The following is a 25,721-nucleotide window of genomic DNA, read 5'->3' on the forward strand; positions in this document are numbered from 1 at the left end:
AACCAGTTGTCATAAATTGCTTTATCACAACTGGTTGTGTGATTTGAGTTCAAGAGGTTTTTCTGACCTAAATCGGTTTCTCGTAGATCCTGTATTTCTTGTACGGCTCACCTTTAATGGCGATAATTGCATTATTCACGAGGTCATTATGTTCTAAAGTCCATCCCGCTTCTGCATATTCAAATCCTTTCCTGCGGTAAGATTTAATGATGCTTCCATACAGGCAGGCTTCGATGCCCATCTTACGGTAACCGTCAATTACACCGAGTAACAGGATCCTGATTCCCTTTACCTTCTTCTTGCCCAATAACAATTTGAAGATACCGGTCGGCAGTAAACGTCCTTTCTTGATTTTGATCTGGATCTGGTTCATGTCCGGAATGGCTGCACCAAAACCGACAATCTTACCATCCTGCTCCGCAACGAAACAGAAATCAGGATCGAGTACCAGTTTCAGGTCTTTCGCCTGGTAATCAAATTCCTCATCATTCAAAGGCACAAAACCTGTGTTTTTATCCCAAGCCTTGTTATAAACTTCCCTTAAGCTTTCAGCTTCCTGTTTGAAGTTTTTCATGTTGATCTTACGGATCGTGATGTTCTGGCGGGTTAAACGTTCCTCCAGTCTGTCCATCAGTTTCACGGAACGGTCATCATAGTTATCACCGCGGAAGATCCAGGCGATCAGATCTACCTGTTTGTATAAACCCGTCGCTTCCAGCAAGGCAGGATAGTAAGTCGCGTTATAAGGCATCATCACCACTGGTGGAGAATCAAATCCTTCAATGAGCAGGCCGCATGATTCATTGGTAGAGAAATTCACCGGACCCATTAATTTACCCGTCACGCCTTTTTCCTTTAACCATTTCACTGCAGTATCTATAAGCAGATCGGCTGCGGACTGGTCATTGATACAATCGAAGAAGCCAAAAAAACCGTCATTGGCATTGTTCATCGTATTGTGACTGTTATTTAAGATGGCTGCAATCCGACCGATAATCTTGTCCCCGTCATACAGCAGGAAAGTCTGCAGTGAAGAGTGTTTATGGAAGGGGTGGGTAGTGAGCAGGTCTTTTTGTGCGATCCACAGTTCCGGCACGTAGTTCGGATCATGTGCATACAAGTCGTGTGGAAAATCAATAAAGGCACTCAGCTCTTTTTTGGATTTTACCGGTATGATTGTTCTCATCTATGGTGTTAAATATGTTGTCAATTGATTGCGCAAATTATAAAATTTCAATGCCCTTTTCCTCTAAAAGGTCAAATATTTGTTCATTGACGTCGCTCCTTGTGGTTTCCGCCTGGGAGATGTCCTTACACCAGAAGTATATTTTGATGGTACTGTTGACTTTGTTGACCGGACTAATGATAACTATAGGCTCTTTATTAACGAATATGTTCTCATTGGTCTTGATCACTTCCTTGATCATGGTGATGACTTCGGGGCCATTAAAGGGCTTGGCGATAGTAAATACCATATCTATCCGCATATGGTTATTGCTCAGCGTCCAGTTGATAATATTATTAGATAAGATCGTGCCGTTAGGAATGATAATCTCCGCACCGTCATCGCTCAGCAAAGTACTGGAACGGACACCGATTTCTTTCACCCTGCCTTTTTTATTGCTTAACTCGACTACGTCGCCAATGCGTATGGTTTTATCAAAAATCAGGATGATACCGGATACAAAATTGCTGACAATGTTTTGCAAGCCCAATCCGATACCTACACCTAAAGCACCGAGGATGACGGTGATCTTATCAATAGGCAGTCCGGAAGCGGCAACCGCGATCAGAAAACCACCAATCAGTAACACCAGTCGCGTCACAAGCAGTTTGGAGCGTTCTCCTTTATTGTCATCCAGCGTATCTTCGCCGGTATCTCCAAAAAAGTAAGCGATATATTTCTGCAGGAAGTTGGCCATCCAGATGATCCCCAGGAAGAGCACAATACCACCAAAGGTGAAGGAGAAACTGCCGATTACTCTTTTTTCGGTAAGCAGTTCCATGATGGATTCATAAATGCCGTTAAAGATATTTAGGTTGGTCGTGAACATGACCACCCAGATGACAATCGCGCCGATCCCGGTAATTCTTTTCACCCCATTGATGACCGGTTTCCAGTCGAAATATTCCGGATATCCCTTGCGGATCCGGCTGCTTTTCATTTGTAACAGGAAGGCTTCCACGATCATGGTCGCCAGTATAGTGAGCGACACCGCATGCAGGAATGCACTTACACCTGTAGTGTAGAAGATCTGTGTTAACGTGAACCTGCCGAATAAGTTACACAATACCGAAACCAGTGAAAATACCACTACGGTAATGCCGACAGTGATCAGCACCCGGTAGCGTTTCACTTTCTCATCCAGTGTTTTTAAGACGAGTATACCATAACCTGTAGCGCCAATGCTGAGGAAGAATAACAACCAGCGCTGGAAGCGCGGTGGCATACCAAGTAAGCGCAGGATAGCCGGCGCGAAGAGGAACAGCACGAAGATGCACCACTGGGTAAACAGCTTTCTCGACAATCGCCTGTAAAATAAGTTGGTCAGTAGGATCGCGAGTATGGCATGTACACCTTCTATATATAAAGCCGGTGCGCGTAAATCGAATACCGGAGCAAGTGTGAAAATAAAGATCAGGGTAATCAGGTAAGGCGTTGGCCTGATATAAGTGAAGTTGAATTCTTCTACCGAATCAAGTTTGTCGCGTAATTTCAGGCTTCTGTAATTAAAGAAGACCCAGAAGAAAAAGACAAGACTGGTGAACAGGAGTAAGGCCCTGCTGCTGCGGGTATAAACAAAGTAATAACCGGAGATCTGCTGCTCACTGTTGATGAACTTACGGAAACCGACTGCACCGTTGGCTTTTTGATTCACGGTTTCCCAGAGGTATCTGCGCTCTTTGCCAAAAGCCTTGATGCTGACCGACTTCATCTGCGTATCGGTCAGGTACATCAGCTCTTTGATATTGATCAGGTTGGAGGAGGTTCTCGCCTGCAGGTTATTGATCTGCAGTGTCGTGCCTTTAATGAGGCTGTCCATGACAATACGTTTCTTTTTCAACTCCACAAACTGCTCCTTAAACTGTACGCGCAGGGATGGAGTGGTAAAGATCTTCACCAGGATAGAATCCTTTCTGAGGTTCAGGATCTTTGTTTTGAGTTCATTGAGCGTTTGCTCATATTCTTTAAGATCGCCCAGGCATTCTTTATTATTGCTCTCGAGTTCGTCCAGTAAAGTCTGGTTCATCTGCAGGTTTTGCAGGTTGAGCGCTCTGTTGGGCTGACTTAAGCGACTTTTTAATAGTGCCAGTGCCGCTTCATCCTGTGCCAGGTGAGTGGTAATTGGTGGTAATTTCGTAAAGGAAGCCACGGTAACCGGCACTTTATTGACCACCTCAAATACTTTTTCCAGGCTGAACAGGTAATCACTTTTAGTTAAGATGTTCGAATCTGCCAGGAAAGTCATATCCGGACCTTTTTCAACGGGATTGTTCTTTTGCGCAAATGCGGTAAAACCACATAGGGTTAATAGTGAAAAAAGGACCGTCTTACGGGAATACAGGATAAAAGTATTGTTGTTTATCATTTTATATATCGGGAAATAAGGCTTGTTCGTCGCTTAAACGAACAGATCAGCTGGCCAAAAATAAGTAATAGAATTGTTATAATGAGGTTCCGTAAAAAATGATTATTGATTTTATAACTGGCAGAAGGCTGGTTGCATAAATATCAGGGAAATCGGCTACCGGTTTTGAGTTGGAATTGTGATCACAGCAGCTGCGTGTCTGCTTAAATATTTTTAATAAAAGAGCAATATTTAAACTATTTTTGGGCTCTATTTTGAAAAACATGACAAAACGAGCCTACAAACGCAACATCTTACTCAGTTTCGGAGTTTCCTTAATCGTATTAATCTTAAGTTCAGCTGCTTCCTGGTTCAGTATCCAAAATTTGCTTGACAGCGAAAAGTGGGTAAACCACACGGTGAAAGTAATCAGTCAGCTCGACTTTATTATTTCGCGCATGAAAGATGCGGAAACCGGAGAACGCGGGTATCTGCTGACAAAAGACACTGTCTTTTTGCAACCTTTTAATGGTGCGCAAACCGCAGTAGAGGCGGCGATCGACTCGGCAAAAAGAAAAACTATAGATAATGCGGCTCAGCAAAATGACTTTCTGCTATTAAGCACACTGGTAAACAAAAACATACAGTACATGGACAGGAACATCCTGACCAACCGGGGAGGAGGCATGGTCTCCGTAGCAGATATGCGCAAAGGCAAAGAAATGATGGACAGTTTGCGTGCGCATGTGAAGCTGATGAAAAATCGTGAGCTGAAGCTGATGCACAGCAGGACGGACAGGTTAAATAAATATGTCGTCTACACGCCAATCCTGGTCGTGATCGCTTCGTTAATCGCGCTGATCATAACGCTTGTATTCTTCAACAGGGTGAATAAAGATGCGCAATATGCAGCAAAACTGCAGGAAGACCTGGTGAGAAAAGAACAGGAAACGAAAAAGCAGATTGACGTGATCGAAAAGATGGCCAAACGCATCGCAGGGGGAGATTATGAGACCCGCATCACCGATGCTGATCTGGATGTTTAAAATTTTTAATCCAATTCTTCCATTTTTTTGCGAATTCATAAGGGCAGATTTACCTATAAATCAGCTAAATACAATTTATATTCAATATTATTTGGATTAAGTCTAGATAACTCTGTATACTTGCAGAGTTATTTAAAGTGATTCTAAATAGATTGTTTGATGAAAGCTGGTTTACTATTGATTACGGTGTTTGCTCTTGGTGGAAGGTCTTATGCGCAGGATAAAAATGTTAATCCCAAACGCAAAGCTGATACCACGATCAACCGTCTGAAAGAAGTAGTAGTTACTGGTCAGTATGCACCTCAGTCTATCCGCAATTCTGTCTACCAGACCAGGGTAATCAGTGCAGAAAGAATCCGCCTCAGGGCTGCCACAACTATCCAGCAGGTATTAAGCACTGAACTGGGTTTCCGCTTCCAGAATGACATGACTTTGGGAACAAGCGATGTGCAGCTGATGGGCATGACCGGCCGTAATGTCAAAATCCTGCTGGATGGTGTTCCGATGGTGGACAGAAGTGATACGCGGGAGAGTTTAAATCAGATCGACATCAATACGGTAGAACGCATTGAGATCGTAGAAGGACCTTTATCAGTTTCTTACGGTTCGGATGCACTGGCAGGGGTGATTAACATCATCACTAAAAAGCCGGCTAAGGAAAGTTTAACTATCAATGCGAGGCTACAGGAAGAAACTGTGGGGGATGAATACTCGCCATTTTCCAAATCCGGAAATCATCTGCAACATCTTGGCGGGGGCTGGCAGAAAAAAGGATTTAGTGTTCTTGCTGGTCTGACGCACAATGACTTTAACGGATTTAATGTGCCTGCGCCTTTAATGACCGCAGTGGAGGTCGCCACAGATCCGAACCGCTGGAGGCCGAAAGAACAATGGCTGGCAAATACAAAACTGGGTTATCGGACTAAGGACCTGGATGTAGTATACAGACTGGATTACGTCAATGAAGATATCCTGGCCAAAGGAGCTTATAGTCCGGGTTCAAATACCTCTTTTAATCAGCAATATATTACTGACAGATATACACAACAATTACAGGGCGCTTTCAAACTGAGTGATCGCCTGTCTCTAAATACTTTATTAGGTTATTCAAACCTGAAAAGGAGTACCCTAAGTAAATTACACGATTATGCCACTGGTGCGGATAGGCTGACGACCGGTGCGGGAGAACAGGATATTTCTAAATTCCGGTCGACCTCCTTACGCACGACTTTACAATATAAATTATCGGACCTGATTTCCTTCCAGCCGGGAGTTGAAATCAACCTGGACAATTCCAGTGGCGCAAGGATTCTGGGCGATCAGTCGATCAATGACTATGCATTTTTTGTTTCCTCAGAACTAAAGCTGCTCAAAGACGTGGTGATCAGGCCGGGATTACGTTTCATCAGCAACTCTAAATATGATGCGCCACCTGTAATCCCTTCCATTAATACTAAAATCAGGTTAAATGATCATCTTGATCTGCGCTTCGGTTATGCAAACGGTTTCCGCTCGCCGGCGTTACGTGAACTGTATTATGACTTTGTGGATGCCAATCACAAGATTCTGGGCAATCCGGATTTAAAGGCAGAACAGTCGGACAGCTTCTCGGCATCGCTGAGCCTGTTCGATCAGCAGGAGGAACGTGCAAGGTTTAAGTCTGTACTGAGTGGTTTTTACAACAATTTCAGGAACAGGATCATGTTTGAGGTGGATGCGGCCGACCCGTCGGTCACCAGGCCGATGAATATAGAAAAGTATAAAACTACTGGGGGGACATTCGAAAATACATTTTTCCTGGGCGCCTTTCAGGCATCGGTCGGTCTGTCTTATATCGGTACCTATAATAAATATAGTACTGAGGCAGCTTTATACGGGGAATCGGATGAATTTGTCTGGTCGCCGGAACTGAATACGAACCTGACCTATACCTTCGGAAAGTCGGGCACAACGCTGAACCTTGCTTACAAATTTAGCGGCAGGAAACAGCTGTACGAGTTACAGACGCTGAGTGATGGTACGGAAGTAGTCAGACTGGGTACGACCTCGTCATTTCATATGGCCGATTTGATGTTGACGCAAAAGCTGATGAAGTCGCTCACTTTAAACGGGGGCGTAAAAAACCTGTTCGACGTAACTACGCTCAACAATACAGCGGTTGCGACAGGCGCCGCGCACAGTAGCTCTGGTCCGGTGCCCACCAGTTATGGTCGTTCCTTCGTGCTTGGCCTGAGCTTCAACTGGTCTAAAGATTAACTGGTAAATTTTAGAGATTGAAGACAAATCATATAGGATATAAATTAACAAACATAGATTATAAAAACCATGAACAAATTTACTAAACTGATCGCCCTGTTATGCATCGCTACTGCTTTCACCGCGTGTAAAAAAGATAGCGATCCTATCGTTGAAATTCCGGCATCTGACGGAAATACGCTTACTTTAAATGGCCTGATAGGTGCTGAAGCAGGATCCAGTGCAGGAAATAGTGTTTTTGTAGATTTTAGTGTGGACAAACAGACTGCTGTTGCACGTGGCTCATGGGATCTTGGTTTTTACGGTGGTGCGGACTGGAGAGTGATCCTGAACCATAGCGTGGGTGCCACGGCTATCGTATTGAACAAAACAGATCTGACAACAGTTACGGCTGCAGACACAGTAAGTTTGATTGCCCCATTATTGCTGGGTCAGGGTCAGGGCACAATGACTGCCGTTGATGCCGTGGATGGCAGTTTATCTACTTATCTGGGCGGAACGGTGATTGCACCTATATCAGCTACAGAGGCAGAAAACAAAGTCTATATCGTAAACCGTGGTACTGCTGGTTTAGCTGCTGGGGAAAACAGGGGATGGCAGAAAATCCGCGTATTGCGCAGTGCAAACGGAAACGGATACACTTTACAGTATGCTAAAATCAATGAAACAACTTTCAAAACGTTAAGCATCGCTAAAGATGCAAACTACAACTTCAAATATGCTTCATTTGTGACCGGTGCATTAAATGTAGAGCCGGTAAAAGCAGAATGGGACATTGTATGGGGAATGTCAACCTACAAAGCAAATGCAACAACACCATATCCATACTCAGATTTAGTGCTGATCAACTTTGCTGGTGGCGTAACTGCTGCGGAAGTACTGGTGGCTTCGGGTACTACTTATGCCGATTTCAAAGAGGCAAACCTTGCTGGTCTGACCTTCCTGAATACAAGAGAAGCAATTGGCAGTAAATGGAGAGTGACTGGCGGTGCGCCACCATCAACTACCGTTGGAACTGTATTATCTGATCGTTTTTACGTAGTGAAAGATGGTTCCGGAAATGTATACAAACTGAAGTTTGTGAGCTACACCAACACTGATGGGGGTGTGCGTGGTAAACCGGTTATTGAGTACAAATTAGTTAAAAAAGCATAAAACCTGGTTTTTTTGTTGTGAAAAAGGTCGGCTTCCAATTGCTCTTGGGAGTCGCCTTTTAAATTTCAAACCCTGCCGGCTGAATGCAATGATCATCCGCGTACCGGCGATAGCCCGGATTTGCTCATCGGAGCAGGATGATCGCTGCCAGCAAGACAATCGCTGCCTGAATGATATAAATAAATACGAAACATGAAATTGAACCTATTAGCAGCAACAGCCCTCGTCATGGGACTATCTGCCTGTAATACCAAAAACAAAACCGCTGAATCTGCAGCTTTGCCGGACAGCACGAAAATCGTTTCCCTGAACGGTGCACTGAGTGAAGTGATTGCGGCAATCGGCCTTGAGAAAAATATTGTGGGTACTGACGTGACCAGCAGTTATCCGGAAAGCCTGAAAGCGAAACCTAAGGTTGGACATAACAAAAACATCAACGCTGAAGGGGTGATGGCACTGCAGCCGGATCTTGTTGTGGGATTGAAAAAAGAAGTTACACCAGCTTTGGCAGCACAGTTTAAAGCTGCCGGGGTTAAATTATTGTTGCTGGATCAGGAATACTCGATTGAGGGAACAAAAACTTTAATTCATACCCTGGCAGACAGCCTGCACCAATCGGCCAAAGGGGATTCACTGGTGAAAATTTTAAACGCTGATTTCGCAAAAGTGCCGGCGGCGAGCGACCAGGTAAGGAAGCCAAAAGTACTGTTTATTTATGCGCGTGGTACGGGCACAATGATGGTGGGCGGCACAGGCACACAGGTAGCAAAAGCAATTGAGCTGGCAGGTGGCCGCAATGCGATTACTGAATTTGCCGACTATAAACCGCTGACTGCCGAAGCATTGGTAAAAGCGAATCCGGATGTGATTCTGTTATTCAGCAGCGGATTACAAAGTTTAGGTGGGGCAGAGGGACTGGCTAAAGTACAGGGTGTTAAAGAAACCAGTGCAGGCAAGAACAAAAAGATTATTGAAATGGATGGCGAGTTGCTGAGCAGCTTTGGTCCCAGGTTAGGAATTGCAATTAAAGAGTTAGCGGGTAAGTTATAGTGAATAAAAAAACAGGTGTAACATTGTTGTTTCTCCTGCTGCTGATGGTAGCGGTAATGGTATTATCGTCCTGCACAGGGGCGGTAAAAATCAGCTTACCGGAACTGCTGGCCATTTTGGAAAACCAGGCAGGCTTGGGAGATGGTACCGGTTTCAAATCACAACAGGCAGCGGTATTGCTGAACATCCGGTTGCCGAGGGTGATGCTGGGCATGCTGATCGGCGCAGGACTGGGTGTTTCCGGTGCAGGAATCCAGGGATTATTTAGGAATCCGCTTGCGGAACCCGGACTGATCGGAATCTCATCCGGCGCAACCTTATTCGCGGTCTCCATGATTGTGATGGAGATCAGTATTTTCAAAAAGCTGACGGGGATGCTGGGTTTTTACGCGCTTTCAGTGGCGGCATTTGTGGGTGCCTGTTTAACTACAGTCATCGTTTACCGTTTGTCGATGAGAAATGGTAAAACTATAATTACTACCTTGTTACTGTCTGGTATAGCAATCAATGCTTTAGCCGGAGCTTTTACCGGACTGCTGACTTACCTGGCGAATGATGAGCAGCTGCGGACCATTACCTTCTGGAGTTTAGGTAGCCTGGGCGGGGCAAGCTGGGAAACGGTGACGGGGATATTGCCCTTCATCCTGATTCCGGTATTTGGCCTTCCTTTTTTAGCTAAATCACTGAATGCACTGTCCCTGGGTGATGCACAGGCATTACACATGGGAGTGGATGTAGTGATGGTGAAGCGGATCATTATGGTACTGGCAACGATTGCTGTGGGTGCCTCGGTAGCTGTTGCGGGCGTAATCGGTTTTATCGGGCTGATTATTCCGCATATCTTGAGGATGACTTTCAGCTCGGATCACCGGCTGGTAATCCCGGGATCTGCATTACTGGGTGCCGCGTTGTTATCGCTCGCGGATTTACTGGCCAGGACAATGGTAGTACCTGCGGAGCTGCCCATCGGAATTTTAACGGCATTGATTGGAACACCTGTATTTTTGTATATCATTATTACAGAGCGAAATAAAACAAAGATATAATAAGCTTAACGGGCATCATGAGGATGCAGCGGATGATTTTTCATCACCTGACAGACAATTGTGATAAATGAACAGATATGATGATAGGAATCCGGGAACTGACATACCGTATTGGAAAAAAAGAATTGCTGCATGACTTGAGTTTTGAAGTGAAGTCGGGCGAGCTTCTGGCAGTCCTTGGTGCAAATGGTGCAGGCAAGAGTACGCTGATGAAATTGCTGTGCCGGGAGATTAATCCGACAAGTGGCCGGATTTACTTCCGCGGCTGCGATCTGCAATCTTACAAATTGCCCGAACTGGCAAAACAGCGCGCCGTACTTTCGCAGCAGAATACCATCTCCATCTCTTTTTTAGTGCATGAACTGGTAATGATGGGCAGGTATCCGCATTTTGACCAGTATCCTTCGGAAGCAGATGTGGTGATTGTCAGACAGGTGATGGTAGAAACGGGCATTACACATCTTTCGGGTCGTGATTACAATACCCTTTCCGGCGGTGAGCAGCAGCGTGTACAGCTGGCGCGGGTGCTGGCACAGATTTACGATTGCAAAGATGCCTGTCTGTTTTTGGATGAGCCGACAAACGGATTGGATCTGCGTTACCAGCAACAGGTCATGGAGCTGGCCAGGAGTTTGGCAGACCGCGGATATTGCGTGATCTGTATTCTGCATGATATCAATTTTGCCTCACGCTTTGCGGATAAAATCCTGATGCTGAAAGAGGGCCGGAAAGTGGCGATGGGTGCGCCTGTTGAAGTAATTAACTGTGAAAATATACATGAGACCTTTAGTATTAACGTGAAGTTGATGCCTTGTGAAGGTTATAGTTGTCCGCTGGTTATTCCGGCGACATCAAACATAAATTGATAACATGGAAAAGATAGTAGAATTGAAAAAACAATGGGAAACGCTGAGGGCGGAACAACCAAAATTAAGAATAAGAGATGCTGCCAAAACATTGGGAAGTACTGAAGCAGAATTACTGGCTACTGGTCTGGGTGAAACAGTTACGCGTTTAACGGACAATTTTCAGGGGATTTTACAAGGGGTGGAAGCTTTAGGTAAGGTGATGGCACTGACGCGCAACGACTATTGCGTGCATGAGCGTAAAGGTGTGTATAAAAACGTAACCTTTACTGGTCCGATGGGCCTTGCAGTGAATCCGGATATTGACCTGAGATTGTTTATGAGCGTGTGGTCTTCTGCCTTCGCAGTAGATGAAAACGGCCGTAAAAGTCTGCAGTTTTTTGCGAAAGACGGTGAAGCGGTGCATAAGATCTACCTGCTGGAAGAAAGTGATGTGGCGGCTTATGAGGTGTTGGTTGATTTCTTCAGGGCCGAAGATCAGCAGACACCTTTACTGATTGACCTCAGCAAAAAAGAGATGGTAGAGAAAGCAGATACTGAAATCGATGCTGCAGGTTTTAAAGAAAACTGGATGACGCTGAAAGATACGCATGATTTCCACGGCATGCTGAGAAAGTTCGGCGTAACGCGGACACAGGGTTTAAGACTGGCACCGGAAGGGCATGCAGTAAAAATCACTACGGATTCGCTCAAATCTATTTTGCATAAAGCTGCAGAAACTGATCTGGAGATCATGGTCTTTACAGGCAGTGCCGGTTGTATCCAGATTCACACAGGGCTGATCAAAAAGTTATTGCAGACCGGTCCATGGTTCAATGTACTGGATCCCGACTTCAATATGCATTTGCGTGAAGACGCAATCGCCTCTGTATGGCTGGTTAAAAAGCCAACCGACGATGGTATTATTACGAGCATAGAAGTGTTCGACGAAACAGGAGCAATCATTGTTCAGTTTTTTGGAAAGCGTAAACCAGGCATTCCTGAAAATGAGAGCTGGCGTTTATTTGTAAATGAAATTGCTATTATTGCATAGTTGTCTGATATGATAGTAAAACATATGCACTTTCATGGATCCTGATATATGGCGTAACATACGTAATGGGGATGCTGATGCCATGAAAATGTTGTATCAGCAATCCTTTCAGGAATTGTATGCTTATGGTTTCAGGATTATAGCGGATAAAGATCTGGTGAAGGATTGTTTGCATGAGGTATTTTGTGAAATCTGGCTCAGGCGTAAAACGATCACTGAGGTGGTGTATATCAAGAGTTACCTGAAGATTTGTGTCAGAAACAGGCTGTTCAAAGAAATTGCCGAGAGCAAAAACCTGGAAGCATGGGATGAGGAGCAGACCAGAGAGATGGAGGGCGACCAGTCCTACGAGTTTCTCCTGATCCAGTCGCAGGAAGGTGAGGAGCGCCGGATAAAGATTGGTGCAGCATTAGATCAGCTGACTAAAATGCAGCGCAGCATCGTTAAAATGAAGTTTTATGATGGGCTGAGTTATGAGCAGATTGCAACTACGCTGAAACTGAAACCGAGAACAGTATACAATCATATCTTTATCGCGTTGAGTACACTGAGAACTGCACTGAGGTAGTCAGGAAAAGCAAGAGGTAGATTATAATAGTATAGCACAGAAACCGCCCTGTATTGATATGCAGGGCGGTTTTGCGATTAAATCACTAATTTTTAAATATTTCTTCAAAAAAACTGGTAAAAAACTCAGCTTTCTGACTCTAGTTAATAATTGATCCAAATAAAGGGCCGGATCAATTTAACAAATGCAGGAATATGGATCATCAATTATTTAACGCAGAAGAGTTTGCCGCTGATGAGTCTTTCATCAATTATTATTTGAAAAAAGATGAAAAAGCTGTTGCTTACTGGACCAACTGGATTAGTCGCCATCCGGAAAAACTGGATGAAGTATTAACTGCAGAACGTTTACTAGCCGTTGCGCATTTGAGACCTACCGTGCAGGAACAGGAAATTGCGTTTAGCAGGTTCGATGATTTTCTGGAGGCGGTAGCTGATGATGAGCGCTATGCTCATGAAGCGGTACAGATCCATCCTGATCATCACCTCGGAGTACATCCAGATGATTCGAGTGAAGAGCGGCCGACCCTAAAAGCATTTAACTGGATCTTTGCTGCTGTAGCGGCGAGTATGGTGTTGATGCTGACCTTAGGCGGTTTATACTTTTATAAACAACCGGTCAAAAGTATCAAATCTGAATACGTCAGCATCCATAATGATTATGGAAAGATAAAAATCATCTCACTCGCAGATGGTACCATCGTTTCACTCAATGCAAACAGTACGCTCAGCTATCCTGAACATTTTGAAAAAGACAGGAGGGACGTGAGTTTGACGGGAGAAGCATTCTTTGAAGTCGCCAAAGACAAAACCCGGCCCTTCACCGTAATGGCCAACGGTACAAAAACCACCGTACTGGGAACGAAATTCAACATTAACGCTTATACCACGCAACAAACAGCTGTGGCACTGGTTGAAGGCAGTGTTGCATTTGCAGCAGATCCGAAAGCTGACAGGGTTTTATTGAAGCCTTCAGAGATGCTTACCTATTCAAAAACCAGCCATCGCGTTCAGCGCAGCATCTTTAACGCAGAAGAGACCACCGCCTGGAAATCGGGCACCGTATTGTTCCGGCATGCATCCTTTGCAGACATCGCCTCAAAATTCAAAAACAGCTATGGCATAGAATTGAAAGACCATAGCCGCGCACAGGACTGGAACTATTCCGGACAATTCACTAAATCAGATTACCTGACGATCATCAAAAGTATCTGTTTTGCTAAAAATCTCGGATACAAACAAACAAATCACACCATAATTCTTACAGATAAATAATGAAGCAACCTTACCATCCATTTTTATTCTACCTCCTCCTTATTTTATTAGCTCTTCCTTATAGTAGCTCAGCACAATTGAAAAGTCCCCGGCAAACCCGGGCAAAAGTAAATGTAAAAGGGATCAGTCTCGGCAACGTATTAAAAGATATAGAAAGCCAGACAGGTTATCATTTCAATTACGACGAAAAACAGATCAATATCAATGACCGTATTACCATCAGCTCTTCATCGACGTTAGATGCCTTATTAAAAGCTTTATCTGATAAACTGGGTATTGAATTTAAGGTAGACGGACAATACATTGCTGTACGTAAATCTGCCGCCGGCCTGCGACCATTCAGGATGGTGACAGGAGTAGTGACAGAAGCAGCATCCGGGAACCCAATTCCTGGTGTAAACGTGATCAGAAAAGGTACCAGACAAGCAGTGGTGACCAACCGTGAAGGCGAGTTCACCTTAAAACTAAATGGCGATCAGATTGATGACAACGTTCTCGTATTCAGTTATATTGGTATGAAAAGCAAAGAAGTGATACTCGGGCGTCAGACTTTCATCAATGTCATCCTTGAAAATGATGTGTTTGGTATGGACGAGGTAGTCGTTACCGGTTCTTATACGGCAGATAAACGTCGTGAGGAAGTAGTGGGAAGTATTTCTTCTGTCTCTGCAAAAGCCTTACAAGTAGACCGTCCAATAGAAAGTTTTGATAAATTACTGGAAGGATTGGTAGCGGGTGTGCAGGTAGAAACGAATACTACACTGAATACTCCTGTGAAAATTAACATCCGGGGAATGGGCTCATTGCCTACGATTGGCGCATCGCGCACCACTTCTTCTCAACCACTATTTGTAGTGGACGGCGTGCCGGTGTACGAACAGCAGCGCGGAAATGAAAGTTCCGAATTTAATGGAGAAGATTACCTGAATCCTTTATCTAATATCAATCCTGATGATATCAAAAGTATCTCTATTTTAAAAGATGCCACGGCTTCAGGTTTATATGGAGCCAATGCGGCGAATGGTGTGGTGATCATTACTACTAAAAAAGGCGATGCCGGAAAAACCAGGTTTAACTTTAATTATGATACCGGGGTAAATACTTTTATCAATAAATATCAATGGCTGAGCGGGCCTGAATATTACAGTTTATTGAGAGAAACGCTGATCAACGGCGGGATGTCCGCCACACAGGCAGCACAGGTGTCGGGCAGCAGAACGACTGATACAGACTGGCTGGATCTGACCACAAGAAATGCGGTGTACAATAATGCGAATATGGACATCTCCGGAGGTTCTGATAAAACAACTTTCAGGTTTTCTACCGGTTACAGAAATCAGCAGACCAGTGCTATGGGTAATGATTTAAAAAAGTTTTACCTGCGCCTGAATGTGGACCATAAAGTGAATGACAAATTTAAAATAGGCTTTAACTTTAGTCCGACTTATACCAATAGCAATACGATGTCGAGTTACGGCTCTATCATCATGCCACCCAATCTGGAACCCTACACTGACGGGACCTATTCACAGTTTTTAGGATTGGCAAATCCGCTGGCTGTAACTGCACAGAATGAAAACAGTAATAAGGGGCTGCAGATGATGGCAAGGGCTAATGCCAGTTATAAGATTACGCCAGACATCACCATTTCTGGTACGCTGGGTGCAGAGTCATACCAAAACAAACAAACACAGTACAATTCTGCGCTGAATGCAACTGGTGCTACCGTGAACGGGCGATTAAGCATTTATGACAGGAATTACCTTTCTTATATCGGCTTTTTGCAGGCAACTTATGATAAGACATTTGACAAACATAGCATCAATTTCCTGGTAGGCAGCCAGGCAGAGGATACAAATACAGAACTGCTGAGAGGGGGAGGTAATGGATTTACATTCGACAGGCTGCGTACACTCAGCACTGCTTCAGTAAGGACATCGTCTTCGTCTAAGTCTTCGAATGCAACAGTATCTTATTATTCGCAACTGGGGTACGACTTTGACAAAAAGTATTATGCAACATTTAATATCAGGGCAGATAAATCATCCATTTTTGGTGGAGATAAACAGGTAGCCTTAAATGGTTCTGCCGGTTTTGGATATATCCTGTCCAAAGAAGACTTCTTAAAAGACAATAAAACACTGACCTTTTTGAGAGCCAGGGCTACTTATGGCGCAACAGGAAATTCGCGGATAGGTAATTACTCTGCACGTGGTTTATACAGCTTTGGTACCAATTCTGGTTCTACCTATAATGGAAATGTGATCTCTACGCCCGACCTTAACGGTGCGCCCAACCCTGATCTGGGATGGGAGAGGAACTTGAAGCTCAATTTTGGACTGGACTTTACTTTGTATGACAAGGTGCAGGTAACAGCTGAATATTACAGCAATACGGTGCATGACCTGATTTCTTCGGTTTATGTGCCCCTGGAAACCGGCTTCAGCAGGATCTCTGCGAATACCAGCAAGATGCGTAACAAAGGTTTTGAACTGACAATAAATGCGAATGCCCTGCAGCGCGGTAATTTCGCCTGGAATATTGCATGGAACCTGGGTGCAAATGAAAATACCTTACTGGCTTACAACAATGATATGGGCTCCTTATTTGGCACGGCAGATACCGGAATGGGCTTCAAGGTTGGAAACAGTGTAAATGCAATATATGGTTACCAAAGAGCAGGAGTTAATCCTGATAATGGACAGGAACAATTTTATGGTCCGGATGGAACGTTACTGTCTGCCAAAGAAATTCAGGCGCTTCCCCTGACCAGTACAACCGTGTTAGGCGACAGACTTCCTGATTTTCAAGGGGGGATGGTGAACAGTTTCACCTTCAAAAATTACACTTTCACTTTCAATCTTATTTATAGCTACGGTGCATCCGAATTGTTCAATATAGCCGATGAAAGTGATGGCCGTAATCTTTCTAACAGGAACCAGAGTGCTAACCTGCTGGACAGATGGCAGAAACCGGGTGATGTCACTGACATTCCGCAACTGATGGTCAACCGAAATGTAGTAACAAACTCTTCACGTTTTGTGTATGACACGAGTTACCTGAAGCTGTCTAATATTGCTTTCAGCTATCAGCTTCCTGAAAAATTAGCTGCAAAACTCCATTTATCACGTGCCAGCATCTTTACGAATGCCAATAACCTGTTATACATTTATAAGGATGGCGGCACGAAAGGCAGGAATGGTGTAGCCGAAAGAAGGTTTGTTTATCCTGAAACAATGGCATTTATTGCCGGAATCAAAATTGGACTTTAATTGAAATAAGATGAAATTGTATACAACACTATTATTCCTTTTCGCATTGCTAAGCTTAACTAGCTGCGAAAAACTGCTCGACAAAGATCCTACTGATAAAATTTCCATCGAAGATTTGTTCAAGGATGTAGCAGGTGCAAAAACTGCCCTTGCAGGGGCATATAGCTCCTTATTGGCGAGTGAGCGTTATCAGCTGAACACGATGGTTTACCAGGACCTTCATGGTGGAAATATCAAATATAGTCAGCTCACAAATATCAGGCTTGAGGGTATTTACAACGGGATACAGACAGCGTCCGACTCGCAAATGAATACGACTTATGCCGAGTTATATGAGGATGTGAACAATATCAATAATATTTTACAATATACCCCTTCAGCGGAAGGGAAGAGTGCTGATAAGATCAAGATCATTGCGGAAGCTAAATGTTTGCGCGCACTGGCGCATTTTGATCTGCTGCGGATTTTTGCAAGGCCTTACAATTATACCCCAGCTGCGGGGCACCCGGGAATTGTGATTAACCTGAAACCGCGACTGCTGGGCGACCTTTCTGCGGAAAGGCTGACAGTTGCCCAATCTTTTCAGGCGGTAATCAACGATCTGGAAGAGGCAATTGCTGCTTTTGACGGGGCTAACAGCGGTGTGTTGTCCTCTGGTTATGTGCAAAATTACTTCACAGCAAATTCGGCAAAGGCTTTATTATCAAAGGTATATCTGTATGCCAATAATTGGGAGAAAGCGTTCACACTGGCCGATGAGATCATCAAAAGTAATCAATATACTTTGCTCACCAATGCGAATTATGTAGCCAGCTGGACTGGTCGTGTGCCCTCATCAGAATCTATTTTTGAGGTGCCACTGGAACTCATCTACAACGGAACTAGTTTAGGATCGTATTACAGTATTGAAGACAATACCTATCGCGCCTATGCCGCAACAAACGATTTACTGAATTTGTATGCTGCAACGGATGTAAGAGGGAGTACCTCATTGTTTAACAGACTGGCGACAAATGGAATCAATTATTGGTATACGAAAAAATATAGCGCCACTGGTGGAAGTGCTGCGCCGGTTAAACTGTTAAGGTTAGCGGAGATTTACCTGATCAGGGCAGAAGCTGCTGCAGAGAAGGGCACACCTGATTTTACAGTAGCGAATGCTGATTTGAATACAATTGCAAAAAGAGCAAACCCGGCGGCCACAACTTTGAATTTTACTGATAAGTCTCTATTGATCAATGCAATTATGCTGGAACGCAGAAAAGAGCTGGCCTTTGAAGGAAATCTGTTGTATGACCTGACGCGGAAGAAGCTTGGGGTAACCCGGGTAGATTGCGTGGGACCAAATTGTAATTTATTGCCTGACGACTATCGTCTGGTAATGCCATTGCCATTTATCACGGTCAGCGCAAACAGAAACGTCGCTCAGAATGCAGGATATTAATTGATATGAAACGTAATATGAAAACACTATATATGTTATTATGTGCACTGGTGCTGTTGACCAGCTGCAAAAAAGAAGAACCGGCTGCTAAAGAAGATTTGTATCCTGATGTGCCGGTAACGGTCCCCTCATCTTCGGCAATTGCGACCTTTTACCAGAACACGGCATTTTATCAATTGTTCATTTATCGTTATGATCCTGTTACGTTGAAATGGACCAGCAGAATTGTTGGACATTACCCTACAATAGCAGCAGATGACAGCAGCTACATGGGCTTTACCAATCCTTATGTAGCCGACAGTGGAGTGCCGCTGTTTGATATGGTAAGATTATATGCAGGCCAGTTGGGCGGAACGAATATCAAAACTGCCAGAATCAATGCAGATAAAGTGCTGCAGTTTTTTCCGGATTTTGATGGCGCAAAAACGGGTATCGTCAGGATTCGCAAGCAGGATGTTGTACTCACGAAAACCGCCAATGCAGGAACGTTCCGGATCGGCATCAGCGGGGGTGGCACCTATGACGAAACGGCTAAACTCATAGATCTGGAGGTCGTTTATGATGAAACAGACATAGGCGGGACTGGTCAGACAGTGAAGTTCAAGATCAGTACTGTTGCATTAACCCTGAACTAAGCGAATGAAGAGATTGTTATTGATCAGCGCTGTATGTTGTGCATTTATCTTATCTACAGGTTTTCTGCAGGATAAAGAATATACAATTGCCCGGTTGCGCGACTTGTATAGTGGAGATCCTGCAAAATGGCCGGAAGCACATCTGGATGCGGCGGCAAGAGTGGGGTTCAGGGATATTGGTGCCTTGGGTAAACCGGAATATCCAGCGGCAAACCCTTATTCGAAGGAAAAGGAAAAGCTGGGGAAAATCCTGTTTTTTGATCCAAGAATGTCGCTCTCCAAACAGATTGCCTGTGCTTCTTGTCATGATCCTGAGTTAGGCTGGGGAGATGGCAGGAGGGTGGCTTATGGTCATGACCGGCAAAATGGTAAGCGCAATGCGATGACGATTCTGAATACTGCTTTTTATGAAAAGTTATTCTGGGATGGCCGCGCATCCTCGTTGGAAGCACAGGCGGCCTTTCCTGTGCAGGATCATGTGGAGATGAACCAGGACCTGACGGTGATGGTGAAAAATATCAAAAGTATCAAAGGATACCAGCCCCTTTTCCAGTCGGCCTTTGGCGATGCTACCGTTACACTGGATAAAATCCAGCAGGCCATCGCCACCTTCGAGCGCGGCGTGGTGAGTCGCTCCACCCGTTTTGATGCCTTTGTAAAAGGCAATAAAACCGCCTTGAAAGATGATGAACTGATGGGTTTACATTTGTTCCGTACCAAAGCGAGATGTATCAATTGCCACAATACGCCGCTATTTAGTGATAACCGGTTTCATAATGACGGGCAGGCTTTGATGGGTTCCAAAATGGAAGACCGCGGATTGTATAACCTGACCCATAATTTAAAAGATATTGGTGCTTTCAGGACTCCATCTTTAAGAGAGACCAACATTACAGGTCCCTGGATGCACAACGGGAACTTTCCTTCTTTAAGAGATGTAATTGAATTGTATAACCTCGGCAATCAGATCAGGATATCGAGAAGCGCTGTAGTGCCGGATTCATTACGTAACCCGGCATCACCTTTACTCCGTAAGCTCAACCTGACGCTAACAGAAAGACAGCAGTTAGAGGCATTCCTTAAATCGATTAGTACCAGTGTGCAAAAGATGTTCCCGCCTCAGCTCCCGGCTGAATAAGAATTTACACACAGATTTGCGGAATTGTTAGCGCTTATCAGCGCCAGGATCACCATAAAATATGATGATCCTGGCTTTTTTTTGCATAAAAAATCACCTTATTTTCTTTCCGCAGATTTGGTTGAGCAGACAATTTGCAATTTAAATATTACCTACTATAAGTCACTGTCTGATAGTGAATAGTAAATTATATCAATAAAAATATTTATTGATTATTTGTGCAGGAGATTTAACTATTGTTATACGTGTCCCTGTTTATTTCTATAGCGCAAATTTACCTTGCTAAAACATTTTACCTAATGCAGCGTTCCTATTACATTAACTATCTAGGTAATCGTTTGGAATAACTATCCCTACGAGTGTAATAATTTACACAAAAGTATTATTTGTATTTGTTAGCTAACCAAATGGCGAAAAGAAATAATGTACTCATAAATACCCTGCAGGCGCCCTTTTTACGGGAGAAAAAACCTGTTTATCAGCTGTTGCTGCATCATCTACCCTTAACAAACAATCATGAATAGAAAAATTACCGAGTTAATCAAGCCAGGTCCGGTGTTGATGGTCAGCTTTGCACTATTAAGTCTGGGTTTCGACGCAGAAAATGCAAATGCTGCCAGGCTGAACAGTATCATCAGTCCCGTTAATCAGCTAAAAAGATATCAGAATGAAGATATCATTATCAAAGGAACAGTTAAAGACGAAAAAAACTTACCACTGCCAGGTGTAAGTGTTAAAATCAAAGGGCTGGAGACAGGTGTTTCTACCGACGGTCAGGGTAACTTCAGTATTAAAGTGCCTTCCGCCACAGCCATCCTGGTATTTTCATTTATCGGCTATTCGCCAAAAGAAGTACCGGTAGGCACCCAGACCATGTTAAACATCCAGCTGGCACCAAGCGCGACTACCCTGAAAGATGTACAGGTAGTGGGCATCGGTTACGGAACAATCTCTTCGAAAGAGGTGACCTCAGCGGTTACGCATGTGGGAACAGAAGATTTCAGACAGGGTGGTTCAAGAAACCCGCTGGATCTGATCCAGGGAAAAGTACCGGGATTACAGCTGACCAGAACTGGTGGTTCCAATCCGAACTCAGGAATCAGTACCCAGTTAAGGGGTGCGATTACGGTTACGGGTAACTCCAGTCCATTATATGTAATTGATGGTATCCCGGGTGGTAATCCGGATTTATTGCAACAGGACGATATCGCTTCAATTGATGTTCTGAAGGATGGTTCGGGTGCTGCGATTTATGGTACAAGTGCCAATGCAGGGGTAATTATTATTACCACCAAAAAAGGTAAGGCTGGTCCGCCGCAGTTCAACTACTCCACGTACTTAAGGAAAGAGTATGTGCAGAACAGGCAGGATTTCCTTTCTCCGGCAGAATTCAGTCAGAAAGTAGCCTCGGGAGAAATCAAACAAACAGATTTCGGACATCAGACGGATTTTTATGATCAGCTGATTAACCATGACAACCTCTCCCAAAATCACAATTTATCAATCAATGGTGGTGGTGATAAAACCAGTTACCGTGCGAGTGTGAACTACAGGGATTTGCAAGGCATTGCTGCTGAAAATGGCAGGAAAGAGTACACCATGCGTTTGAATGTAAATCAGAAAGGATTCAATGACCGTTTAACGGCGCAGTTTAATCTGGCGAGTAATTTCAACACGGCAAACCTGTTGGGCGGGAGCGGATGGGAAGATGAGATGGCAAAAAATCCGACCTTATCAAATTTTAATGAGGACGGGACTTATCGCTTCGACCGGACCAGCACCAATCAATATGCAAGATTACGCCAGGAGACGAATGAAAGAAAACAACAAACCACTTCTGCTGATGGTAAACTGGAACTGGATATCACCGAAGGTTTGAAGGCCGCTATTTTCGGATCGGTAACGAGGGATGACAGGAATGATTCGGGATACAGGCTGAAAGCAAGTGAAGACTCCCAGGAAAACTCTGATTCACCTGGTGGTGGATTCGGTTTCAAGGAAAATTTCCTGTCTCAGGATTTTGCAGTAGAGCCTACTTTACAGTACAAAACAACTTTTAATGAAAAACATAACTTTACGGCGATAGGTGGTTACAGTTACCGTTACCATTTGGAAGAATCATCAAGAATGGAAAACAGAGGTTTTCTGAATGATCAGCTGCTGGAGAATGGGCTGGAAACAGGTAGTCTGCTGGCAAAAGGAAAAGGCCTGATGCAGAGTGGGAAATTCGATAACACACTCATCGCTTTTTTCGGAAGGATCAATTATTCATTCAATAACAAATATCTGGCCCAGGTCATCTTCCGTCGTGAAGGCTCGACTAAATTCGGTGCCAATAATAAATGGGGTAATTTCCCTGCAATCTCTGCCGGATGGAATCTTTCGGAAGAAGACTTCCTGAAGGATATCAAATTTATCAATTACCTGAAACTAAGAGTAGGTTATGGTATTACGGGTAACAGTGGTGTAGCTAATAATGCCTCCCGCGTATTGATGAGTCCGGGTGGTACCTATTTATATCCTGATGGTGAATACTATCAGACCTATGGTCCGGATAAAAATCCAAACCCGGACCTGAAATGGGAAACCAAAAGAGAGATCAATATTGGGGTGGACTATAAAATGTTCGACAACAGGTTAACGGGATCAATTGACGTATTTAAACGTACAACAAAAGATTTACTGGATACTTATACTTCGCAGCAACCGTCAAACGTATTGCCAAGGATCATCACCAATGTCGGTTCAATTTCTTCGAAAGGTATAGAAATGGCGGTAAGTTATGCAGCTGTTAAATCGACAGATTTCGGCTGGAACATTGATGCAACCGCGAGTACGCTGAAGAACACGCTGGACTCCTATTCAAATGATACTTATAAAGTTCCTTATAAAACTTTTGCTGCTATAGGTGGTGCGGGTGATTTAGGTGATGCGGTAATCACTTTTGAAGGCGGAAAGCTAGGTGAATTCTGGGGTAAAAAATTCGCAGGTTTCACTGATGATGGTAAATGGTTGTTTTATAACAGAAATGGCGAAGCGGTAAGAAATGACCAGATTAACAATTCAAAAGACAAGGACGTGACGGATCTGCAGCCTTTAGGAAATGCAATTCCTAAATTCTATGCATCGCTGACCAACAGTTTCAATTATAAAAACTGGGATCTGCGCATCTTTCTTCGTGGTAAGTTCGGTTATAAAATCCTGAACACCACAGCGCTGACTTATGGTAATAAAACCTGGAGTGGTAACCTGCTGAAAGAGACTTTTACAAAAAATGCGCAACTGAACGATACGTATATGTATTCTGATTATTACCTGGAAAATGGTGCTAACCTGAAAATTGACGAGCTGACTTTAGGTTATAATTTGAAGCTGGACAATAAATGGGCACGCAGTATAAGGGTATATGCAACAGGTCAGAATCTGGCAACAATAACGGGTTACTCTGGTAATGATCCTGATTTTATACAGGATACTGGTTTAGCAGCAGGTGTGGACAGCAGGGATTTATACCCAAGCACACGCTCATTCGTTCTCGGTTTAAATGTTGGATTCTAAATTAATAACAATGAACAAATCAATTATATATACAGGTATCGCAGTCTTAGGTTTAAGCAGTGCATGTACCAAACTTGATGAAAAATCTTACGATCAGATTGACGCAGGGAAATTTTTTACGAATAAAATAGAGGTACAATCTGCCGTGTTGAGACCATATACTCATGAAAGTGCCTGGGCTACACCTGCAGGTGCAGATGGATGGTGGCGCTTGGCGGAACTTTCAGGCGATCAGCTGGCATGGCCGACAAAAGGTCGCCATGGTGAAGATGGCGGTAAATGGAAAAGATTACACTACCACAGCTGGACGACTGATGAAGTGGGCCTGAACTCCGCCTGGGCTTTGATCTACGAAGGAATGGGCCAGTGTAATTACGCAATCGACAATATTGAGCTGCGGGAATTAAATGCCATGGGGATTACTCAGGAAGAAAAAGATGAGTATATCGCGGAACTAAAGCTGAACCGTGCATTCCATTATATCAAACTGATGGACCTTTGGGGTAACGTACCAATATCAACACAGGTAGGTGTGCCCGTCAACCCGACAAATACCAGCAGGAAAGAAGTTTTCGAATTCATTGAAAAGGAGATCAAAGAAAATATCGCAAAAGCGCCTTTATTGTCAGGCAGCATGATTGGCAGGATGACACAGGCCAGTGGTTATGCGATGCTCACAGAACTGTACCTGAATGCCGAAGTATGGTCGGGCACCCCAAGATGGGATGACTGTATTGCGAATGCGGATAAGCTGATCTCAGGATTGGGTGGTGCACAGAATGGAACGATGGCCCTGGATCCAAACATCACGGATCAGTTTAAGCCGGACAATAACCTTTCAAAAGAAGTGATCTTTTCTATCGCTTACGATTATACGCGTGGTAATTTCGAGCCAAAATGGCCGGCGGAATTTTATCATTTCAAACAGAGTGATATCTATGGTGGCGGCAGGAATGGTAACAACGGCGTAGTTGTAATTCCCGGGGTGTGGAGCAAATATGAAGAGACTGATCTGCGTAAAAAAGAATGGTTTTATTCCGGTCCGATGATCAAATTTACGGACAGCACAGCCGCATTGGGTTCTGAAGAATACAATGGCAAACAACTGGTTTTTGTCGACAATATCCAGAAGAACTCTCAGGGATCTGCTGTTTCCAATATGAGCGAAGGTGAGGAAAACAGTGGTATCCGTTTCAATAAATACAAACTGGGTAACAGTGTAAAGGGACCTGGCAACATCGGGGTTAATCCTAATTATAACAATACCGACTGGAACATCTACCGTTTAACCTGGATCTATTTTGCAAAGGCAGAAGCAATCATGCGTAAAAATGGCGGAGTTGCAGATGCTGTGGCAGTGCAGTTAATTAACGATTCTAAAAAACGTGCTTATACTGCGGCGGACTGGGTAGGCCGTGCTTATACCACCAGCACGCTTACTTTAGATGAGTTATTAGCAGAACGCGGACGTGAGTTTATCTTTGAAGGTTTCCGCAGGGAAGACCTGATCCGTTTTGGTAAATTCAACACCGGCGTATGGTGGGATCATACACCTTCATCACCGGTACGGGCATTATTCCCGATACCACAACAACAAAGGGACCTGAATCCGAATCTGGCCCAGAACCCAGGCTATTAATCCATACCCATTGAATTCAAACAGCAGAAGAGGCACCGGAAACGGTGCCTTTTTTGTAGCCAAAAATGTATATCTTGGTGTATCATCAATAATTGGTATGGCTGTATTTTTGTGCTGGTATAGTAAAAAAATAGCGCTGCTAAAATGTAAAAGCTGGTGATAAATCGCTAAT

17 protein-coding genes are annotated in these 25,721 nt (G+C 44.0%); 15 read left to right on the forward strand and 2 right to left on the reverse strand.

Translation table 11 applies throughout. From position 1 onward, the window contains the following. Positions 1-67: 67 nt before the first annotated feature. On the reverse strand, positions 68-1,186 hold the full coding sequence (locus OQX62_RS07915) for a GNAT family N-acetyltransferase (protein WP_265830924.1): 1,119 nt from the start codon (positions 1,184-1,186) through the stop codon (positions 68-70). Positions 1,187-1,223: 37 nt separating this feature from the next. Beyond that, the gene (locus tag OQX62_RS07920) at positions 1,224-3,590 is read right to left on the reverse strand and encodes a mechanosensitive ion channel family protein (protein WP_265830925.1); all 2,367 of its coding nucleotides are present in this window, start codon (positions 3,588-3,590) and stop codon (positions 1,224-1,226) included. A 263-nt stretch (positions 3,591-3,853) separates the two neighbouring features. On the opposite strand from OQX62_RS07920, the gene OQX62_RS07925 reads away from it, so the two are divergent. The 15 genes from OQX62_RS07925 to OQX62_RS07995 all read left to right on the forward strand — a co-directional run bounded on the left by OQX62_RS07925 (position 3,854) and on the right by OQX62_RS07995 (position 25,549). Next, positions 3,854-4,615 carry a CHASE3 domain-containing protein gene (locus OQX62_RS07925; RefSeq protein ID WP_265830927.1) on the forward strand — a complete coding sequence of 254 codons (762 nt, stop codon included), beginning with the start codon at positions 3,854-3,856 and terminating at the stop codon, positions 4,613-4,615. 159 nt (positions 4,616-4,774) lie between these two features. Beyond that, positions 4,775-6,871, forward strand: a complete 2,097-nt coding sequence (locus OQX62_RS07930; protein WP_265830928.1) for a TonB-dependent receptor plug domain-containing protein — start codon at positions 4,775-4,777, stop codon at positions 6,869-6,871. Between the two features lie 69 nt (positions 6,872-6,940). Further along, the gene (locus OQX62_RS07935) at positions 6,941-8,026 is read left to right on the forward strand and encodes an HmuY family protein (RefSeq protein WP_265830929.1); all 1,086 of its coding nucleotides are present in this window, start codon (positions 6,941-6,943) and stop codon (positions 8,024-8,026) included. 192 nt (positions 8,027-8,218) lie between these two features. Continuing rightward, complete coding sequence (locus tag OQX62_RS07940; protein WP_265830930.1) at positions 8,219-9,076, forward strand: heme/hemin ABC transporter substrate-binding protein; 858 nt, start codon at positions 8,219-8,221, stop codon at positions 9,074-9,076. Next, a complete protein-coding gene (locus OQX62_RS07945) occupies positions 9,076-10,122 on the forward strand; it encodes a FecCD family ABC transporter permease (protein WP_265830931.1) in 1,047 nt (348 codons plus the stop codon). The genes OQX62_RS07940 and OQX62_RS07945 overlap by 1 nt, the downstream gene beginning before the upstream one ends. A 77-nt stretch (positions 10,123-10,199) precedes the next feature. Beyond that, a complete protein-coding gene (locus OQX62_RS07950) occupies positions 10,200-10,988 on the forward strand; it encodes a heme ABC transporter ATP-binding protein (RefSeq protein WP_265830933.1) in 789 nt (262 codons plus the stop codon). 4 nt (positions 10,989-10,992) lie between these two features. Then, positions 10,993-12,021, forward strand: coding sequence for a hemin-degrading factor (locus OQX62_RS07955; RefSeq protein ID WP_265830934.1), 1,029 nt, complete (start codon positions 10,993-10,995; stop codon positions 12,019-12,021). 34 nt (positions 12,022-12,055) lie between these two features. Further along, positions 12,056-12,589, forward strand: a complete 534-nt coding sequence (locus tag OQX62_RS07960; protein ID WP_265830935.1) for an RNA polymerase sigma factor — start codon at positions 12,056-12,058, stop codon at positions 12,587-12,589. Between the two features lie 194 nt (positions 12,590-12,783). Beyond that, complete coding sequence (locus OQX62_RS07965) at positions 12,784-13,863, forward strand: FecR family protein (RefSeq protein ID WP_265830936.1); 1,080 nt, start codon at positions 12,784-12,786, stop codon at positions 13,861-13,863. Continuing rightward, positions 13,863-17,135: a SusC/RagA family TonB-linked outer membrane protein gene (locus tag OQX62_RS07970; RefSeq protein ID WP_265830937.1), complete on the forward strand. Its 3,273-nt coding sequence runs from the start codon at positions 13,863-13,865 to the stop codon at positions 17,133-17,135. The genes OQX62_RS07965 and OQX62_RS07970 overlap by 1 nt, the downstream gene beginning before the upstream one ends. Positions 17,136-17,145: 10 nt before the next feature. Beyond that, on the forward strand, positions 17,146-18,579 hold the full coding sequence (locus tag OQX62_RS07975) for a RagB/SusD family nutrient uptake outer membrane protein (RefSeq protein WP_265830938.1): 1,434 nt from the start codon (positions 17,146-17,148) through the stop codon (positions 18,577-18,579). 17 nt (positions 18,580-18,596) lie between these two features. After that, positions 18,597-19,214, forward strand: coding sequence for a hypothetical protein (locus OQX62_RS07980; protein WP_265830939.1), 618 nt, complete (start codon positions 18,597-18,599; stop codon positions 19,212-19,214). Positions 19,215-19,218: 4 nt separating this feature from the next. Next, the gene (locus tag OQX62_RS07985) at positions 19,219-20,352 is read left to right on the forward strand and encodes a cytochrome-c peroxidase (protein ID WP_265830940.1); all 1,134 of its coding nucleotides are present in this window, start codon (positions 19,219-19,221) and stop codon (positions 20,350-20,352) included. A 516-nt stretch (positions 20,353-20,868) separates the two neighbouring features. Next, positions 20,869-23,910, forward strand: coding sequence for a SusC/RagA family TonB-linked outer membrane protein (locus OQX62_RS07990; RefSeq protein ID WP_265830941.1), 3,042 nt, complete (start codon positions 20,869-20,871; stop codon positions 23,908-23,910). 10 nt (positions 23,911-23,920) lie between these two features. Then, positions 23,921-25,549: a RagB/SusD family nutrient uptake outer membrane protein gene (locus OQX62_RS07995; protein WP_265830942.1), complete on the forward strand. Its 1,629-nt coding sequence runs from the start codon at positions 23,921-23,923 to the stop codon at positions 25,547-25,549. Positions 25,550-25,721 lie beyond the last annotated feature (172 nt).

The organism is Pedobacter sp. MR2016-24, from assembly GCF_026239655.1.
Taxonomy (GTDB): Bacteria; Bacteroidota; Bacteroidia; order Sphingobacteriales; family Sphingobacteriaceae; genus Pedobacter.

What these genes read in the sequence shown, in the direction of transcription:
- OQX62_RS07950 (WP_265830933.1), top strand. Translation starts at nt 10,200, where the DNA reads ATGATGATAGGAATCCGGGAACTGACATACCGTATTGGAAAAAAAGAA.
- OQX62_RS07935 (WP_265830929.1), top strand. Translation starts at nt 6,941, where the DNA reads ATGAACAAATTTACTAAACTGATCGCCCTGTTATGCATCGCTACTGCT.
- OQX62_RS07975 (WP_265830938.1), top strand. Translation starts at nt 17,146, where the DNA reads ATGAAATTGTATACAACACTATTATTCCTTTTCGCATTGCTAAGCTTA.
- OQX62_RS07965 (WP_265830936.1), top strand. Translation starts at nt 12,784, where the DNA reads ATGGATCATCAATTATTTAACGCAGAAGAGTTTGCCGCTGATGAGTCT.
- OQX62_RS07990 (WP_265830941.1), top strand. Translation starts at nt 20,869, where the DNA reads ATGAATAGAAAAATTACCGAGTTAATCAAGCCAGGTCCGGTGTTGATG.
- OQX62_RS07955 (WP_265830934.1), top strand. Translation starts at nt 10,993, where the DNA reads ATGGAAAAGATAGTAGAATTGAAAAAACAATGGGAAACGCTGAGGGCG.
- OQX62_RS07985 (WP_265830940.1), top strand. Translation starts at nt 19,219, where the DNA reads ATGAAGAGATTGTTATTGATCAGCGCTGTATGTTGTGCATTTATCTTA.
- OQX62_RS07920 (WP_265830925.1), bottom strand. Translation starts at nt 3,590, where the DNA reads ATGATAAACAACAATACTTTTATCCTGTATTCCCGTAAGACGGTCCTT.
- OQX62_RS07930 (WP_265830928.1), top strand. Translation starts at nt 4,775, where the DNA reads ATGAAAGCTGGTTTACTATTGATTACGGTGTTTGCTCTTGGTGGAAGG.
- OQX62_RS07940 (WP_265830930.1), top strand. Translation starts at nt 8,219, where the DNA reads ATGAAATTGAACCTATTAGCAGCAACAGCCCTCGTCATGGGACTATCT.
- OQX62_RS07970 (WP_265830937.1), top strand. Translation starts at nt 13,863, where the DNA reads ATGAAGCAACCTTACCATCCATTTTTATTCTACCTCCTCCTTATTTTA.
- OQX62_RS07960 (WP_265830935.1), top strand. Translation starts at nt 12,056, where the DNA reads ATGGATCCTGATATATGGCGTAACATACGTAATGGGGATGCTGATGCC.
- OQX62_RS07980 (WP_265830939.1), top strand. Translation starts at nt 18,597, where the DNA reads ATGAAAACACTATATATGTTATTATGTGCACTGGTGCTGTTGACCAGC.
- OQX62_RS07995 (WP_265830942.1), top strand. Translation starts at nt 23,921, where the DNA reads ATGAACAAATCAATTATATATACAGGTATCGCAGTCTTAGGTTTAAGC.
- OQX62_RS07925 (WP_265830927.1), top strand. Translation starts at nt 3,854, where the DNA reads ATGACAAAACGAGCCTACAAACGCAACATCTTACTCAGTTTCGGAGTT.
- OQX62_RS07915 (WP_265830924.1), bottom strand. Translation starts at nt 1,186, where the DNA reads ATGAGAACAATCATACCGGTAAAATCCAAAAAAGAGCTGAGTGCCTTT.